A 15,034-nucleotide genomic window follows, 5' to 3' on the forward strand; every position below is an offset into this window, starting at 1 on the left:
TTAAAAACAAAATATTAATATAGAAAAAATTTTCATTTTATCGTGTTGTGATGTTGTATGGTGAATTGCGATAAATGATTTTATTTCATATAGTTATATCTAATGAAGATAAACTCTGTGCTGCCATGAAAACTCAATTAAAATCGTTATTTAGTGCTGCCTTGTTGGCGACTGGTTTAGGCATGACCGCGACTGCTTCACAAGCAGCAGACCGTCAGTTTCTGAATGTATCCTATGATGCCACGCGTGAGTTCTATGATGAATTTAACAAATCATTCGGCGCTTACTGGAAAAACCGCACCGGTCTGGATGTGAATTTTAAGCAGTCACATGGCGGTTCGGGCAAACAGGCGCGCTCTGTGGTCGATGGCTTGAAAGGTGATGTGGTGACTTTGGCGCTGGCCAATGACATCGAAGAAATTGTGAAATCTGGTCAGATTCAGCCGGGCTGGCAAAAGGAATTCCCACACAACTCCGCACCTTATACCTCGACGATCGTATTCATGGTACGTAAAGGCAATCCGAAAGGCATCAAGGACTGGAATGACTTAACTAAACCAGGCGTGCAAATTATTACGCCGAACCCAAAAACGGGTGGTTTGCCGCGTTGGGTGTATCTGTCTGCATGGGGTTATGCCGAGAAACAGCCAGGTGGTAATAAAGCCAAAGCACAGGAATTTGTCGGCAAGCTTTATAAGAATGTGAAAGTGATGGATTCTGCTGCACGTGCTTCAATGACCACCTTTGCTGAGCGTGGGATTGGCGATGTATTGCTGACTTGGGAAAATGAAGCTTTAGTAACGCAAAAAACCTTGGGTAAAAACAAGTTTGATATCGTTTATCCATCAATTACGATTTTGACTGAACCGTCAGTGGCGATTGTGGATCGTACCGTGGAGAAAAATGGCAATAAATGGTTAGCAACAGGTTATATCAATTACCTGTATTCACCCTTGGGTCAGGAAATGGCAGCTAAACATTTCTATCGTCCACGTAATGAAAAAGTATTAGCCAAATATTCGGCACAGTTCCCAAAAATCAAAACCTTTACCATTGATGAAGTCTTTGGTGGTTGGGCCAATGCACAGAAAACCCATTTTGTGAATGGTGCAATTTTCGACCAGATTTATAACAGCAAACGTTAATTGATCTGCGAAGTTATCTAGATTGAAAAAAGCCTCCAAAACTGGAGGCTTTTTTGTATGAGAAAAATGCTAAAACGGTTTTCTCTATGGAAAGTAATATTTATCTACAAAAAGTCGTTTGGAGCTTTGCCTAAACAGGGTGATAATGTGCAGTTAAATTTTTCCCCCTATTGATTGAGTTTTTATGTCACATATTTCTGTATTACTTCACGAAACGATTGATGCCTTGTTGGCGGGTCGCAATACGGGAACTTATGTGGATGGGACCTTTGGCCGTGGTGGACATACGCGTTTATTGCTGTCCAAATTAGATGAAAATGCACGCGTCTATGCCTTTGATAAAGATCCACAAGCACTGGCTGTAGCAGCTGAACTCGAACAAGAAGATTCACGTTTTAAAATTATCCATGCCAGCTTTGCTGATCTGAAAGATGCCTTGGCTGAACTGGGCATTGAACAGGTTGATGGGGTGATGGCGGATCTTGGTGTTTCTTCACCGCAGCTGGATCAGGCTGAACGTGGTTTCAGTTTTATGAAAGATGGCCCGCTGGATATGCGCATGGATAACTCGCAAGGTCCAACTGCAGCAGAATGGCTGACCCAGATTGAAGAAGAAGCGTTGGCGAATATCATTTTTAAATATGGTGAAGAGCGTTATAGTCGCCGTATTGCCAAGGCAATTAAAGCTGCCGGATATATTGATACCACGGCAAAGCTGGCTGAGATTGTAAAAGTAGCGCACCCGAAATGGGAAAAAAATAAGCATGCTGCGACCCGTACTTTCCAGGCAATTCGTATTGCTATTAATAAGGAATTAGAAGATATTGAAATCTTCTTGCCTCAGGCCGTTGAAATCTTGAAACCTGAAGCACGTTTGGCGGTGATTAGCTTCCATTCACTGGAAGACCGTTTGATTAAACAATTTATTCAAAAAGAGTCAACGCTTGAAGAGGATTCAGGCTGGGGAATGCCACAACAACAGAAAGATACGCGACGTTTAAAGAAAGTTTCTCGTGTTAAAGCCAGTGATGAGGAGGTCAAAGCCAATCCTCGTTCACGTAGCGCATGGCTCCGGGTAGCAGAACGTTTAGCTTAATAGGCAGATCATGAAAACGGAAGTGGTTGATAAAAAAACAGAAAAATTGTGGCTGAAAAAAGTTACAATCTATCTCATGCTGATATTGATGGTCTTCATCAGTGCAGTATTTGTGGTATTTCAGGTATTTGAATACCGTCAGGATAACAGAAAGCTGAGTACCTATCTGCGTGAAAGGGATGACCTGAATGCAGAGTGGGGGCGTTTGCTGATTGAGCAGCAAACTTTTGGCGCGACGGCACAGATCGGTACGCGTGCAGTGACACAGCTGCGTATGTATTCACCTCCGGTTTCACAAAGTGTCGTGATTTCCTTACCACAAACTTCAGATGAGAAAAAATAAGGCTAGCGTTCCGACATGGTAGACAAGAGAAAGAAGCAACCGGTACGTAAAAAACAATCGGTCACCGACAAAAATGCCTCAAATGTTTATATCAATCGTTTTTACATCATGTGGGCGGTGGTGCTGCTGTGTTTTGTGACACTGATTTGCCGTGCTTTCTATGTACAGATTATTAATAAAGATTTTTTGCAAAATAAAGCCAATGCCAATATTTTAAGAACCAATACCATCAAGGCGATGCGTGGCGTGATTTATGATCGTAATGGTATTCCATTGGCGATCAGTACCCCGATCATGAAAATTGTGATTGATCCACGTGATTATTTTGATAATAAAAAACTCTATGACGAGACCATGCTGGCGCTGGAAAAAGAGCCGAATAGCCGCAAATTGAAACGTCAGTTACCGGATAAAAACCTGAATCTGGATGAGCTGGCTGATGCAGTCGGTATGGATCGGGCAGAACTGCGTAAAAAAATGCAAGAACGTCCGCGTTCACGTTATCTGATCCTGAAAAAAGAAGTTCCGCCACAACAGGCCGAACTGATCATGAAACGTAATTTTCAGGGCGTATATACCGAGAAAAACTATAAACGTTATTATCCGCAGCCGCAGCCAAACTCTCAGATTATTGGCCTGACCAATAGCGAAGGCAGTGGCATTGAAGGTCTAGAAATGCAGCTGAATAGCCGTCTTTCCGGAAAGGATGGCGAGCAGCAGATCATTCGCGATAAAAAAGGCAACCGGGTCAAAGAACCTGAAGTGATTAAAGAAGTTGAACCGGGTGAAAATATTACCCTGAGTATCGACTCGCGTCTGCAATATATTATGTACCGTGAGCTGACGGCTGCTGGTGTCGCCAATAATGCCCGTTCAGCGACTGCGATTGCTGTTGATGTCAAAACCGGTGAAATTCTGGCGCTGTCATCATGGCCATCGTATAACCCGAATGACAAAAACAGCCTGCTCAACAAGGATGCCATGCGTAACCGCGGTGCAGTCGATTCTTTCGAACCGGGCTCGACCATGAAGCCGCTCACTGTAGCGATGGCCTTGGAAAGTGGCAAATATACGGCGAATTCAGTCGTGAATACCACACCGGGCAGTATGCGGGTCGGCAATCATACCATCCGTGATACACATAACTATGGTCAGTTGACGCTCGGCGGCATTCTGCAGAAATCCTCTAACGTCGGTGTGGCGAAACTGGCCTTGTCGCTGCCGTATGAAACCTTGCCAACCTTCTATAAACGCTTGGGTTTTGGTCAGCGTTCAGCGGTGAAATTCCCGGGTGAAAGTGCCGGTCTGATTCTGCCTCCTAGCAAATGGAATGTGTCAGAAGTGGCAACCATGTCCTATGGTTATGGTCTGAATGCGACGGTACTACAGCTGGCTGATGCCTATGCCATGCTGGCCAATAAAGGCGTGAAAATGCCGCTGAGCCTGTACAAGCTGGAAGAACAGCCCCAGGGTGAACAGATGATCGATGCCAATATTGCCGATCAGGTCCTGCTGATGATGGAAACCGCCACCTTACCAGGTGGTACGGCAACTCGCGCCACCATCCCAGGTTACCGCGTGGCAGGTAAAACCGGTACTGCACATAAGTTGCGTGCCGACCGTAAAGGTTATTCGACCAGTGAATATCGGGCATTATTTGCCGGCGTGGCACCAGTCAGTGACCCACGGATTGCCATGGTGGTGGTGGTAGAAAATCCACAAGGCACCTACTATGGCGGTACGGTATCTGCACCAGTCTTTGCCCGCGTGATGCAGGAATCCTTGCGTCTGCTGAATGTCCCTCTGGACAAACCTTTAGAACCTCCCAAAGTCCAGTAAATAGGTGATCAATGTCTATTACATTTCAAGATCTCTACACCCCTCACGATGTCGCTGACTGGATGAAGCAATCCTTTCAGGGCTTCGAGCTGGATAGTCGTAAAGTTAAACCGGGACAAATTTTTATTGCCCTGACCAGTCTGTCACAACCGGAAAAAACTACTCAATTTGCCCAGAAAGCCTTAGAGCAGGGTGCATTAGCTGTGATTTCAGAAACTGAACTGGATGTATCTCCAAATTTGGTGATAGCAGATGTACGTCATCTGATGGGACAATGGCAAAAGCAGTATTTGCAAGCTACTCAACCTGTTCAAGCTGCTCGAATTTTGGCAGTTACCGGCACCAATGGTAAAACCACGATTTCTCGCTTGGTGGCTGAATTCATCATGCTGCGAGGCAAAGCCTGTGCGGTGATGGGCACCACTGGTAACGGCATTCTGCCAAATCTGGAAGCGTCTTCGCATACCACCCTGGATGCTCTGCAACTGCAAAATGCCTTGCATGGCTATGCGCAGGCCGGTGCAGAATTTGCCTCGATTGAAGCCAGCTCACATGGTCTGGAACAAGGTCGCTTGAATGGTTGTGATATCGAGATTGCAGGCTACAGCAATTTGAGTCGTGACCATCTGGATTATCACGGAACATTGCAAGCTTATGCAGAAGCGAAATCAGATTTATTCCGGTTCGAATCTTTAAAAGTGGCTGTCATCAATATCGATGATGAACATGCACAGATCATGCTGGATGCTGCACAAACTAATTCAGCACAGCCTAAAATTTTGACTTATTCCACCAAGCAAAAAGCGGATTATCAGGTTCAGGATATTCAATACAGCATTTTAGGTGCGACCTTTAAGCTGAAAACTGCCTCTGCTGAATATGTGGTTAACAGTCCATTGCTGGGCCATTTCAATATTGAAAATCTGGTCGCCAGTCTGATCATGGCGGAGCAGGCTGGATTTGACCTGAACAACTTGATTGCGTCTGTACCACAGCTCAAAGGTGCACCGGGCCGGATGCAGGTGCTGCGTGATGGCGAGCGCCTGTTTGTGGTGGATTATGCCCATACCCCGGATGCCTTGACTCAGGTTCTGGTGACCTTGAAACGGCATGTCTCACAAAATCTATGGGCAGTCTTCGGCTGTGGCGGTGATCGTGACCGTGGTAAACGTCCACTCATGACTCAGGCAGCATTGGAGGGTTCAGATATCGCGGTACTCACTTCTGATAACCCGCGGACCGAAGATCCTGCACAAATTTTTGCTGATATGAAAAATGATATCGACTTTTCCGGCAAAACCTATCATGAAATTCATGACCGTCGTGAAGCGATCAAGTTTGCGGTTAAACACGCGCGGGCGGGTGATATTGTCGTGATCGCAGGAAAAGGGCACGAAAATTATCAGGAAATTGATGGTGTACGTCACTGGTTTGATGACGTGATCGAAGTACAAGCTGCCATTGATGCCCAGCATTGCAGTACAGATTCAGCCTATTCAGCGCATTAGGATTCAGATATGCATACCTCAACAACAAGTACTGCGGCGCTGGAGCCGTGGAGCATAGAACAATTACGACAGGCTACTCAAGGCTACTGGTTGAATGATAAAAAGCCTGCAGGCCAGATCAAGCGGATTTTGACTGATTCACGTGATGCAGAATCAGGTGATGCTTTTCTTGCGCTGAAAGGTGAGCGTTTTGACGCGCACGACTTTATTGCTCAGGTGGCCGCTCAAGGTTGTGAAATTGCCATTGTCAGCCGTCCGGTGGATGCTGATATTTGCCAGTTGGTGGTGGAAGATACCCGTTTGGCATTGGGACAGTTAGGTGCTTATCGCCGTCAGCAGAATCCTCAACTCAAAGTTATTGCCTTGACCGGCAGTAGTGGCAAGACCACGACTAAAGAAATGCTGGGAAGCATGCTGTCGCGTCTGGCACCGACCTTGGTTACGCGTGGTAATTTGAATAATGACCTCGGCGTGCCGGTAATGTTGCTGGAGCTGCGTCCTGAACATCAATATGCGGTGATGGAACTCGGTGCGAGTCATCAGGGTGAAATTGATTACACCTCGAAAATGGTACAGCCGCATGTGGCCGGGATCATTAATATCGGGACTGCACATTTAGGTGAATTTGGTGGCCGTGACGGAATTTGCCGTGCAAAATCCGAGATTTATGCACATATCTCTGAAACTTCGATTATTCCTGCTGCAGATGATTTTGCTGAAACCATTCGTGCCGCAGTAAAAACTGAAAAAAGCTTGAGTTTTGGTGCTGGTGGTGAAGTCTATGCCAGCGATGTAGTCCTTGATGCTCAATCTTCAAGCTTTACCCTGAATACACCACAAGGCTCGAAAACAGTTCAGTTGCCGTTTGCCGGCGAGCATAATGTTGAAAATGCGACTGCAGCAGCAGCTTTCGCCCTAGCGATCGGTATTGGTCTGGATGATATCGTGGCTGGCCTGGAACAGGCAGTCGGTGCCAAAGGTCGTTTGAATTTTATTCCGCATAAAGACTATTTATTTATTGATGACACCTACAATGCCAATCCGGGTTCGATGCGTGCAGCGGCTGAAGTGTTGGCGCAGCAGCAGGGTATCCGGGTCATGGTCACCGGCGATATTGGTGAACTCGGTTCATCTGCCGCAATCGAGCATTACAAGCTCGGTCGCGATCTGGTCTCGGTCAAAGGCATTAATTTTGTGGTGGCTGTGGGTGAATTTGCGCCGGCCGCACAAGAAGGTGCCCGTAGTACACAATATGGTAAAAAAATGCAGGCTTTCCTGAATCAGGAGCAGGCATTACCGTTTTTAATTCGTTTGATTGAAACACATCAACCTCAGCCGATGTCATTCCTGTTTAAAGGGTCGCGTTTTACCCATATGGAAACATTGATGGCTGCATTGATGGAGAAACTCTAAATGCTGTTATGGCTCTTTGAACATTTGGCGGGCTTTGACAGCACGTTTCAGGTGGTTCGTTATTTAACTTTACGTGCTTTGCTCAGTGTCTTGACGGCACTGACCATTGGTCTGGTGCTTGGTCCAATCATGATTCGCAAGCTACAGGCGCTGAAATATGGTCAGGCAGTGAGTTCGTATGCTCCTGAAAACCATGCCAAAAAAATGGGTACACCGACCATGGGTGGGGTGCTGATCCTGCTTTCGATTGGTATTTCGACCCTGCTTTGGGCGGATCTTTCCAATCCTTATGTCTGGATTGTACTGGGTGTGATGGTGATTTTCGGTGCAGTGGGCTGGGCTGATGACTGGATTAAAATCCGTTATAAAGACAATGCGGGTTTGCCTGCGAAGAAAAAATTCTTCTGGACTTCAGTCGGTTCTTTAGGTGCCGGTATAGCCTTGTATGTGATTGCACAGCAACAGACCAATCCGGTGCATACCGCAAACATGCTGGATTTGCTGATTCCATTCTTTAAAGACCTAAGCATTCCATTGTCGATGATCCCATTGGGCATTGGTTTTATTATCTTTACCTATTTCGTGATTAATGGTGCATCCAATGCGGTGAACCTGACCGATGGTCTGGATGGTCTGGCGATTATGCCAATCGTGCTGGTCGCTACAGGTCTGGGCGTATTTGCCTATCTGGCCGGTGATGTGCGCTTTGCCAATTATCTGCATATTCCTTATGTGAAATACTCGTCTGAATTGGTGGTGGTCTGTGCGGCTATGATCGGGGCGGGTCTGGCTTTCCTTTGGTACAATGCCCATCCGGCTCAAGTATTTATGGGTGATGTCGGTGCTTTATCTCTCGGTGCGATGCTCGGTACGATTGCCGTCATGGTTCGTCAGGAAATCGTATTTGCGATTATGGCCGGTGTCTTTGTGGTGGAAGCGGTTTCAGTGTTCTTGCAAATCGGTTCATTAAGAATGCGTAATAAACGTGTATTCCTGATGGCGCCGCTACATCATCATTATGAAAAGAAAGGCTGGCGTGAAACCCAGGTGGTGATCCGTTTCTGGATTATTACGATTATGCTGGTAGTTTTGGGTCTAATGACCTTAAAATTGCGTTAAGAAATGCATGAGAAAAAGTCGGCGCATGCCGGCTTTTTTGTTTTGGAGAAAATGATGAATTTACTCATGTGCCCAGTCTGTCGCCAGCAGTTGAGCTTAAATGAAAGAACATGGCGATGTGAGAATCATCATAGTTACGATGTTGCCAAACAGGGCTATGTGAACCTGCATGTGGTTCAGCACAAGCACAGTAAAAATCCGGGAGATACGCCTGAGTCTGTGCAGGCACGTCGCGCATTTCTCAGTGCAGGTTATTATGCGCCTTTGCAACAGGCCGTCGTGGAAAAGATTCGCGAGTTGCGGATTGAAAACCTTTTAGATATTGGTTGTGGCGAAGGTTATTATACGAATGCCATGCGGGCCGAAGTGCTGCAATGCGTCGGGGTTGATATTGCCAAGAATGCGGTTCAGGTCGCAGCCAAACTGAATAAAGAGGTGACTTGGGTCGTAGGAACCGGAGCGACTTTACCAGTATTAGATGAGTTGATTGATCTGTGTACCAGCTTGTTTAGTCCAATTCCTAAACAGGAAATCCTGCGAGTCCTAAAACCAAAATCTTATTTGATGGTGGTGACACCGGCACCGCAACATTTATACTCGATGCGTGAAGCTCTATTTGAAGAAGTGAAACCACACGAGCCGCAGAAGTTTGTTGAGCAGTTGCAAGATGAATTTAATCTGGTTAGTGAGCAGGTGATTGATGCGCCAATGGTTTTGCCACAGGCTGATTTAAAAAACCTGATTGCGATGACGCCATATGCTTATAAGGCCAAACCTGAACGTCGTTTAGCACTTGAACAGCAGGATCAGTTTGAATTACTGGCGCAATATCAGATTTATCTGTTCCAAAAGAAATAAAAAATGCATATAAAAAAGCCCTCAACTGAGGGCTTTTTTATATCTTCAGATTACTGGACTTCTTCGATCAGATTTTCCAGTGAGTCTACCCGGTTTGGCTGAAGAGGCTGTTCTTGAGGTGCAGAACCTTCATCATCTGGTAAACGAATCGGTTGATCCGGTAAATCCTCAAAGTCAGTTTCTGTACGTTTCGGGACGACCACAGGTGCAGGACGGTAAAGCGCTGTCGCCAGAGGCGGAGAAGACGGATCATTCTGTGCTTCATCAGCCTGAACCCCCTTGTTGCGATTTACCGGTGCCTTGGCATTGCGGTCTAAACGTACCCATGCTTCCGGCTGGCCTTTTAATGCCTTGCCCATAAAATCGGTCCAGATCGGTAGAGCTGCCACACCACCATATTCACGGCGACCTAAGGTGGTCGGCTGGTCAAAGCCTACCCAAGTCACGGTAACTAACTTACCATTGAAACCTGCAAACCAGGCGTCTTTGGCATCGTTCGTGGTACCGGTCTTCCCGCCAATATCGCTGCGACCAATTCTTAATGCAGCACGACCAGTACCATGTTGAATTACGTCACGCAAAATGTTGGCCATGTCATAGGCAGAGCTGGATTTTAAAATACGCTGTGCCTGACGATAATTACTGTCTTCGGCAGAGACTTTAGGTGGGGCCTGTTGTTGCTCTAAAGTTGTATTGTTGATTGCAATTGCTTCGTCATCTGCGGTAATAGGGTCAGTGGCTTGAACTGTTTCTTCTTTTTCATTAATACATGAAATGCAGGCATATTCAGGCTTGGCTTCAAAGATGGTATTGCCATAGGCATCTTCAATGCGGGTAATAAAATGCGGCTGAATTCGGTAACCGCCATTGGCAAAGGTGGCATAGCCAGTCGCCATCTGGATCGGGAGGACCTGTGGGGTGCCTAAGGCAATGGTATAGTTACGTGGAATCTGACTGTCCTGTAAACCAAAATCTATGAATAACTGACGTGTACGTTCAATCCCGACGGCCTGTAATAAGCGCACTGAAACTGTATTACGTGACAGATAAAGTGCACGACGTAGCGGGATCATGCCCAGATAACGGCCATCCGAATTACGTGGGGTCCATTTGCCAATGGTAATGGGTGCATCATTGACCATGGTATGCGGTGTCATGCCACGTTCTAAAGCCAGGGCATAAACAAAAGGTTTAATGGTTGAGCCCGGCTGACGCCAGCCTTGGGTTGCACGGTTAAATTTCGACTGATAAAAATTATATCCCCCGACAATGGCTTCAATCGCACCATTATTTGGGTTGATGGCAATCAATTGTCCTTGCACATTGGGAATCTGCACCAATGACCAAGAGGTTTTATTTTCATTAGGTCTTAAACGAACAATGTCTTTGACTTTGACAATCTCGGACGCTTTGCTCGGTGCACCACCTACACTATTGACGTTACGAAAGCGACGTGCCCAGGACATACCTGACCAGGGCACGGTCACGCTGCTTCCGTCCTGCATGAGTGCTTCAAAACTGGAATTACTCACCTGAGTTACTTGCGCAGGATAGGTGTTGGCATAGGCACGGAACTTATCGAGGGGTTGATCATGTGCTTCAGCACCACGCCAGCCATGTCGACGGTCATAGGCTTCTAAACCTTCCTGTACGGCTTGCTCCGCATAGGCCTGACGTTCACTATGGATGGTGGTATAGACTTTATAACCAGAATCTACCGCCTGTTCACCAAAGTTTTGTACCAGTTCAGAACGTACCATTTCGCCGACATACGGGAATTTATTACGGGTACTCCGATCAGGCATATCTAAATTTACCGGTTCAGCAATGGCTTGCTGATACTGGCTCTGATTTAAATAGCCCAGTTGCAGCATACGGCCCAGAATCCAGTTACGACGTTCCAGGGCGCGCTTGGGATTGGCGACCGGATTATATCGAGAAGGTGCTTTAGGTAGGCCAGAGATCATGGCCATTTGTGCAATTGAAAGCTCTTCTAAGCTCTTGTTATAGTAAATTTTAGCTGCTGCTGCGATGCCGTAAGCATTTTTTCCCAAGAAAATTTTATTGACATACAAGGTCAGAATTTCTTCTTTAGTTAAGTTTTGCTCAATTTTACGGGCCAGAAAAATTTCTGTCAGTTTACGCTTCAGCGTCCGTTCAGGGCTAAGGTAATAGTTTTTTGCCACTTGCATGGTAATGGTCGAACCACCGGTCTGTACATCCGAGCCGGTCACCGTCTCACTGAGTGCGCGTCCCAAGCTTTTAAAGCTGATCCCGCTATGCTCAAAAAAGCTGGAATCTTCAGCGGCGAGGAAAGCATGAATAAACTCGGGCGGAATTTGTTCATATTTCACGGGAACAGAAAGCTTGCCTCCATATTCGGCAATTAATTCATTATCTGAACTAAAAACTTGTAAAGGCTTTAATAAAGGGGCCTTTTTAAGCGTAGACATTTCAGGCAAAGATGGGGCAATATAGAGATACATGCCATAGAAACCCATCGGAATTGAGATCAGTATAATGATAATGATCAAAAAAAATGGATGAACAAGGCCTGAACAAGATAGCTTTTTCATAACAAGTAAGTTTTAATAAGAGCTAATGGCGAACTAATTACCGGTCAGTATATCCTGTCGATATCCATATTGTTAGATGAGTTATTGTATCTATATAAAATTATAGACTGGACCAATTGGTAAGTTAGATTGAATTGGGGACAAAAAAATAATAGGAAGTGTATTGTGCGCAGGTTATATCGTAAACCAAATAAGGGGTTAATAGGAGTCGATATTAGTTCGACTTCTGTTAAGGTTTTAGAACTTTCTGTAAAAAGTGGCCGTTACTGGGTAGAGAGCTATGCTTTGATCCCATTATCGGAAAACAGTGTTGTTGAAAAAAACATTTTAAACCCAGAAGCAGTCGCTGATGCCCTTGGGCGTGCAATTAATTTGGGTAATACCCAGTCGAATCAGGCCGCTTTTGCGATTCCAACTTCAATGGTCATCACCAAAATCATTGAGATGGATGCAGACATGTCAGATGATGAACGTGAAGTTCAGATTCGTGAAGATGCGGAACAATATATTCCTTTTCCACTCGATGAAGCGAGTCTGGACTTTGAAGTTCTGCCAGACCGCCTTTCCAATCCGAACCGGGTCAATGTGCTGCTGGTCGCGACACGGATCGAAAATGTCGAAGCACGTTCTGAAGTTTTAGAGATTAGCAGTCTAACGCCTAAGATTGCAGATGTAGAAAGTTTTGCGCTGGAAAATGCCTTTAAGGTATTTTCGGACACTTTGCCGATGGGGGTCAATACGGTTGGTATTTTAGACATTGGTCATAGTATGACGACCTTGTCGGTGATGCAGAACAACAAGATTATTTATACTCGTGAGCAGGTGTTTGGCGGCAAGCAATTGACTCAGGAAATTCAGAATCGTTATGGATTATCCTTTGAGGAAGCTGGACGTGCTAAAAAAACCCGTGCCTTGCCGGATGATTATGATATTGAAGTCCTAGAACCCTTTCTGGATGCCGTGGTGCAACAGGCAGCCCGTTCATTGCAGTTCTTCTTTTCATCTTCTCAGTTTAATGAGATTGACCATATTTTACTCGCCGGCGGGAATGCTAATATTCCAGGTCTGGCAAAATTATTACAACAAAAACTCGGTTACCGTGTCACGATCGCGAATCCATTTTTGCAAATGGGCTTTTCTCCGCAAATTGATATTAAAAAAATTGAAAATGACGCGTCATCACTCATGGTTGCATGCGGTTTGGCATTAAGGAGTTTTGATTAATGGCAAGAATTAACTTACTTCCTTGGCGTGATGAGCTAAGAATTAAAAGAAATAATGAATTTGTGGCAATCTGCGTGGGGGCGCTTTTCTTGGGATTAGCGGCAGCAGGTTCAACCTGGTTTTATTATGATCACAAACTTCAGGATCAGGAGCAGGCCAATCAGCTGATTCAAAGTACCAACCAGAATCTGGATGTGCAGTTAAAGGCGCTTGAAGGTTTGCAAGAGCAGCGTAATGCGATTGTTGAACGGATGAAACTGATTCAGGGTCTACAAACTCAGCGTCCGATTGCGGTACATTTGATTGATGAAATTGTACGGGTGACCCCAAGCAATATGTATATCACCAAATTCCAGCGTACCGGTGACAAGTTTACCATTGAAGGTCGGGCTGAGAGTCCAAATACAGTAGCAGAACTGCTCCGTAATCTGGAGGCTTCATCTTGGTATCGAAATGCCTTTATGAACGCTTTCCTGGTGGCTGAAGAAGCAAAAGAAAAGGCACCGAGCTCTATTATTCCACGTGTGGAAGAGTCCTACGGTAGTTTTACCGTGACGGTAGATCTAGATCAGATCGCTCAGCCAGTACTTAACGAAGAACAACAAGCAGTCGCTACAACTACGGGGGCATCATCATGAGTAATGAAGAATTCGATGAGTTCAGCCAGGATGTCGTCGCTGTACCCAAAAATAAAATGACTGTTGAAAAGTTTTTTCAGCAATTCAATACATTAGATCCAAATAACTATGGTAGCTGGCCTTTGTCGGTCAAAATTACCTGCTGGATTTTTATTGTTGCACTGGCCTTTGCAGTGATTTACTTTGTCATGATCAGAAGTACAATTGAATCGATTTCACAAGCCAGTGCCCAAGAACAAAACCTGCTGAATGAATTCCGTGAAAAAGAATCCAAATTACGCAACTTACAACAATATCAAATCCAGCTTCAGGAAATGGAAGCCCGTTTTAACCAGCAGTTAGAACAATTGCCAAAAGAAACTGAAATTCCCGGTCTAGTTGAAGATATTAATCTGAGCGGTGTGAATTCAGGCCTAAAGTTTAAAAATATCCGTCTGGAACCTGAAATTAAGCAAGAATTCTTTATTGAACAGCCGATTGCGATTGAAGCCACTGGGGATTATCACGCTTTTGGCTCTTTTGTTAGCAGTATTGCCGGCTTATCGCGTATTGTCACGCTGCATGATTTCACCATTACCGGTACTGAAAATAAAGAGAAAAAATCTGAAATTCCGGTCATTGATTATGTGGTAAAAGCCAAAACTTACCGTTATGTCGGTAATGCTGAAGGTGCTGCAGCACAGCCTGAAGCTAATAGCACTACTCAGGGGGCGCAGTAATGAAGAACATTAAAATTACTTCAGCTTTAACACTTGGGTTTTTATTGTTGGGATGCGATTCACGCATTGATGCAGTCAATCAGGAAATGGCTAATATTCGTAATCAGCCACCTTTGCCAATTGAACCGGCTCCTGATTTTATGCCAGTTGAAACCTTCAACTATGCAGCACATCAGATCAAAAGCCCTTTTTTACCAAGCTCTCTGGCTGCTGAACTGAAAATTATGGCGGGGAAACGGGTTTATCCAAACCTATCACGTCAACTGCAACCGCTAGAAAGTTATCCGCTCGAAACATTGACCATGAAAGGCAGTATGCGCAATCAGGCAGGACAAATTCTGGCTTTAATCCAGACGCCTGATGGTGAGGTTGAGCGGATTCAACGTGGTAGCTATATGGGACTTAATCATGGTCGTGTGGTTGGAATTACACCAACACAGATCGATTTGATTGAGATTATTCCAGATGGCCGTGAGGGATATGTGGAACGTCCGCGAAGTCTGGTTCTTATCGGGCCGGCGCCATAAGTTTTAAAGGAATAACAATGAATAAGAGT

General features: G+C 45.3%; 13 protein-coding genes. 12 read left to right on the forward strand and 1 reads right to left on the reverse strand.

What is annotated here, in order from left to right; translation table 11 throughout:
* Positions 1-125: 125 nt before the first annotated feature.
* From AC1IR0_RS10615 to AC1IR0_RS10650, 8 genes are all read left to right on the forward strand, one after another.
* Positions 126-1,145, forward strand: a complete 1,020-nt coding sequence (locus tag AC1IR0_RS10615; protein ID WP_034439628.1) for a sulfate ABC transporter substrate-binding protein — start codon at positions 126-128, stop codon at positions 1,143-1,145.
* Positions 1,146-1,329: 184 nt separating this feature from the next.
* Entirely contained in the window at positions 1,330-2,241 is a 912-nt protein-coding gene (gene rsmH / locus AC1IR0_RS10620) for a 16S rRNA (cytosine(1402)-N(4))-methyltransferase RsmH (RefSeq protein ID WP_085064331.1), read from the forward strand.
* Between the two features lie 76 nt (positions 2,242-2,317).
* On the forward strand, positions 2,318-2,584 hold the full coding sequence (ftsL, locus tag AC1IR0_RS10625; protein WP_370940785.1) for a cell division protein FtsL: 267 nt from the start codon (positions 2,318-2,320) through the stop codon (positions 2,582-2,584).
* Between the two features lie 15 nt (positions 2,585-2,599).
* Entirely contained in the window at positions 2,600-4,423 is a 1,824-nt protein-coding gene (gene ftsI / locus AC1IR0_RS10630; protein ID WP_004732461.1) for a penicillin-binding protein PBP3, read from the forward strand.
* Between the two features lie 11 nt (positions 4,424-4,434).
* Positions 4,435-5,931 carry a UDP-N-acetylmuramoyl-L-alanyl-D-glutamate--2,6-diaminopimelate ligase gene (locus AC1IR0_RS10635; protein ID WP_409665786.1) on the forward strand — a complete coding sequence of 499 codons (1,497 nt, stop codon included), beginning with the start codon at positions 4,435-4,437 and terminating at the stop codon, positions 5,929-5,931.
* A 9-nt stretch (positions 5,932-5,940) separates the two neighbouring features.
* On the forward strand, positions 5,941-7,344 hold the full coding sequence (locus AC1IR0_RS10640; RefSeq protein ID WP_409665788.1) for a UDP-N-acetylmuramoyl-tripeptide--D-alanyl-D-alanine ligase: 1,404 nt from the start codon (positions 5,941-5,943) through the stop codon (positions 7,342-7,344).
* Entirely contained in the window at positions 7,345-8,463 is a 1,119-nt protein-coding gene (mraY, locus tag AC1IR0_RS10645; protein WP_005265518.1) for a phospho-N-acetylmuramoyl-pentapeptide-transferase, read from the forward strand.
* A gap of 54 nt (positions 8,464-8,517) precedes the next feature.
* Positions 8,518-9,321, forward strand: coding sequence for a putative RNA methyltransferase (locus tag AC1IR0_RS10650; protein WP_004644947.1), 804 nt, complete (start codon positions 8,518-8,520; stop codon positions 9,319-9,321).
* A gap of 50 nt (positions 9,322-9,371) precedes the next feature.
* On the opposite strand, the gene ponA is transcribed toward AC1IR0_RS10650, so the two are convergent.
* On the reverse strand, positions 9,372-11,897 hold the full coding sequence (gene ponA, locus AC1IR0_RS10655; protein ID WP_409665791.1) for a penicillin-binding protein PBP1a: 2,526 nt from the start codon (positions 11,895-11,897) through the stop codon (positions 9,372-9,374).
* A gap of 165 nt (positions 11,898-12,062) precedes the next feature.
* Here ponA and AC1IR0_RS10660 point away from each other — a divergent pair, with 165 nt between their 5' ends.
* The 4 genes from AC1IR0_RS10660 to AC1IR0_RS10675 are packed head-to-tail and all read left to right on the forward strand — an operon-like array spanning position 12,063 to position 15,005.
* Positions 12,063-13,121 (forward strand): pilus assembly protein PilM, encoded by a 1,059-nt coding sequence (locus AC1IR0_RS10660; RefSeq protein ID WP_004644949.1) that lies wholly within the window; start codon positions 12,063-12,065, stop codon positions 13,119-13,121.
* The gene (locus AC1IR0_RS10665; protein WP_180180631.1) at positions 13,121-13,759 is read left to right on the forward strand and encodes a PilN domain-containing protein; all 639 of its coding nucleotides are present in this window, start codon (positions 13,121-13,123) and stop codon (positions 13,757-13,759) included. Before AC1IR0_RS10660 ends, AC1IR0_RS10665 begins: the two co-directional genes overlap by 1 nt.
* Positions 13,756-14,478: a type IV pilus inner membrane component PilO gene (locus AC1IR0_RS10670; protein WP_224216215.1), complete on the forward strand. Its 723-nt coding sequence runs from the start codon at positions 13,756-13,758 to the stop codon at positions 14,476-14,478. Before AC1IR0_RS10665 ends, AC1IR0_RS10670 begins: the two co-directional genes overlap by 4 nt.
* Positions 14,478-15,005: a pilus assembly protein PilP gene (locus AC1IR0_RS10675; RefSeq protein ID WP_004732447.1), complete on the forward strand. Its 528-nt coding sequence runs from the start codon at positions 14,478-14,480 to the stop codon at positions 15,003-15,005. The genes AC1IR0_RS10670 and AC1IR0_RS10675 overlap by 1 nt, the downstream gene beginning before the upstream one ends.
* Positions 15,006-15,034 lie beyond the last annotated feature (29 nt).

The sequence above is a fragment of the Acinetobacter sp. 129952 genome, assembly GCF_056642055.1.

What these genes read in the sequence shown, in the direction of transcription:
- ponA (WP_409665791.1), bottom strand. Translation starts at nt 11,897, where the DNA reads ATGAAAAAGCTATCTTGTTCAGGCCTTGTTCATCCATTTTTTTTGATC.
- AC1IR0_RS10670 (WP_224216215.1), top strand. Translation starts at nt 13,756, where the DNA reads ATGAGTAATGAAGAATTCGATGAGTTCAGCCAGGATGTCGTCGCTGTA.
- ftsL (WP_370940785.1), top strand. Translation starts at nt 2,318, where the DNA reads ATGCTGATATTGATGGTCTTCATCAGTGCAGTATTTGTGGTATTTCAG.
- AC1IR0_RS10640 (WP_409665788.1), top strand. Translation starts at nt 5,941, where the DNA reads ATGCATACCTCAACAACAAGTACTGCGGCGCTGGAGCCGTGGAGCATA.
- rsmH (WP_085064331.1), top strand. Translation starts at nt 1,330, where the DNA reads ATGTCACATATTTCTGTATTACTTCACGAAACGATTGATGCCTTGTTG.
- AC1IR0_RS10665 (WP_180180631.1), top strand. Translation starts at nt 13,121, where the DNA reads ATGGCAAGAATTAACTTACTTCCTTGGCGTGATGAGCTAAGAATTAAA.
- mraY (WP_005265518.1), top strand. Translation starts at nt 7,345, where the DNA reads ATGCTGTTATGGCTCTTTGAACATTTGGCGGGCTTTGACAGCACGTTT.
- AC1IR0_RS10635 (WP_409665786.1), top strand. Translation starts at nt 4,435, where the DNA reads ATGTCTATTACATTTCAAGATCTCTACACCCCTCACGATGTCGCTGAC.
- AC1IR0_RS10615 (WP_034439628.1), top strand. Translation starts at nt 126, where the DNA reads ATGAAAACTCAATTAAAATCGTTATTTAGTGCTGCCTTGTTGGCGACT.
- ftsI (WP_004732461.1), top strand. Translation starts at nt 2,600, where the DNA reads ATGGTAGACAAGAGAAAGAAGCAACCGGTACGTAAAAAACAATCGGTC.
- AC1IR0_RS10650 (WP_004644947.1), top strand. Translation starts at nt 8,518, where the DNA reads ATGAATTTACTCATGTGCCCAGTCTGTCGCCAGCAGTTGAGCTTAAAT.
- AC1IR0_RS10675 (WP_004732447.1), top strand. Translation starts at nt 14,478, where the DNA reads ATGAAGAACATTAAAATTACTTCAGCTTTAACACTTGGGTTTTTATTG.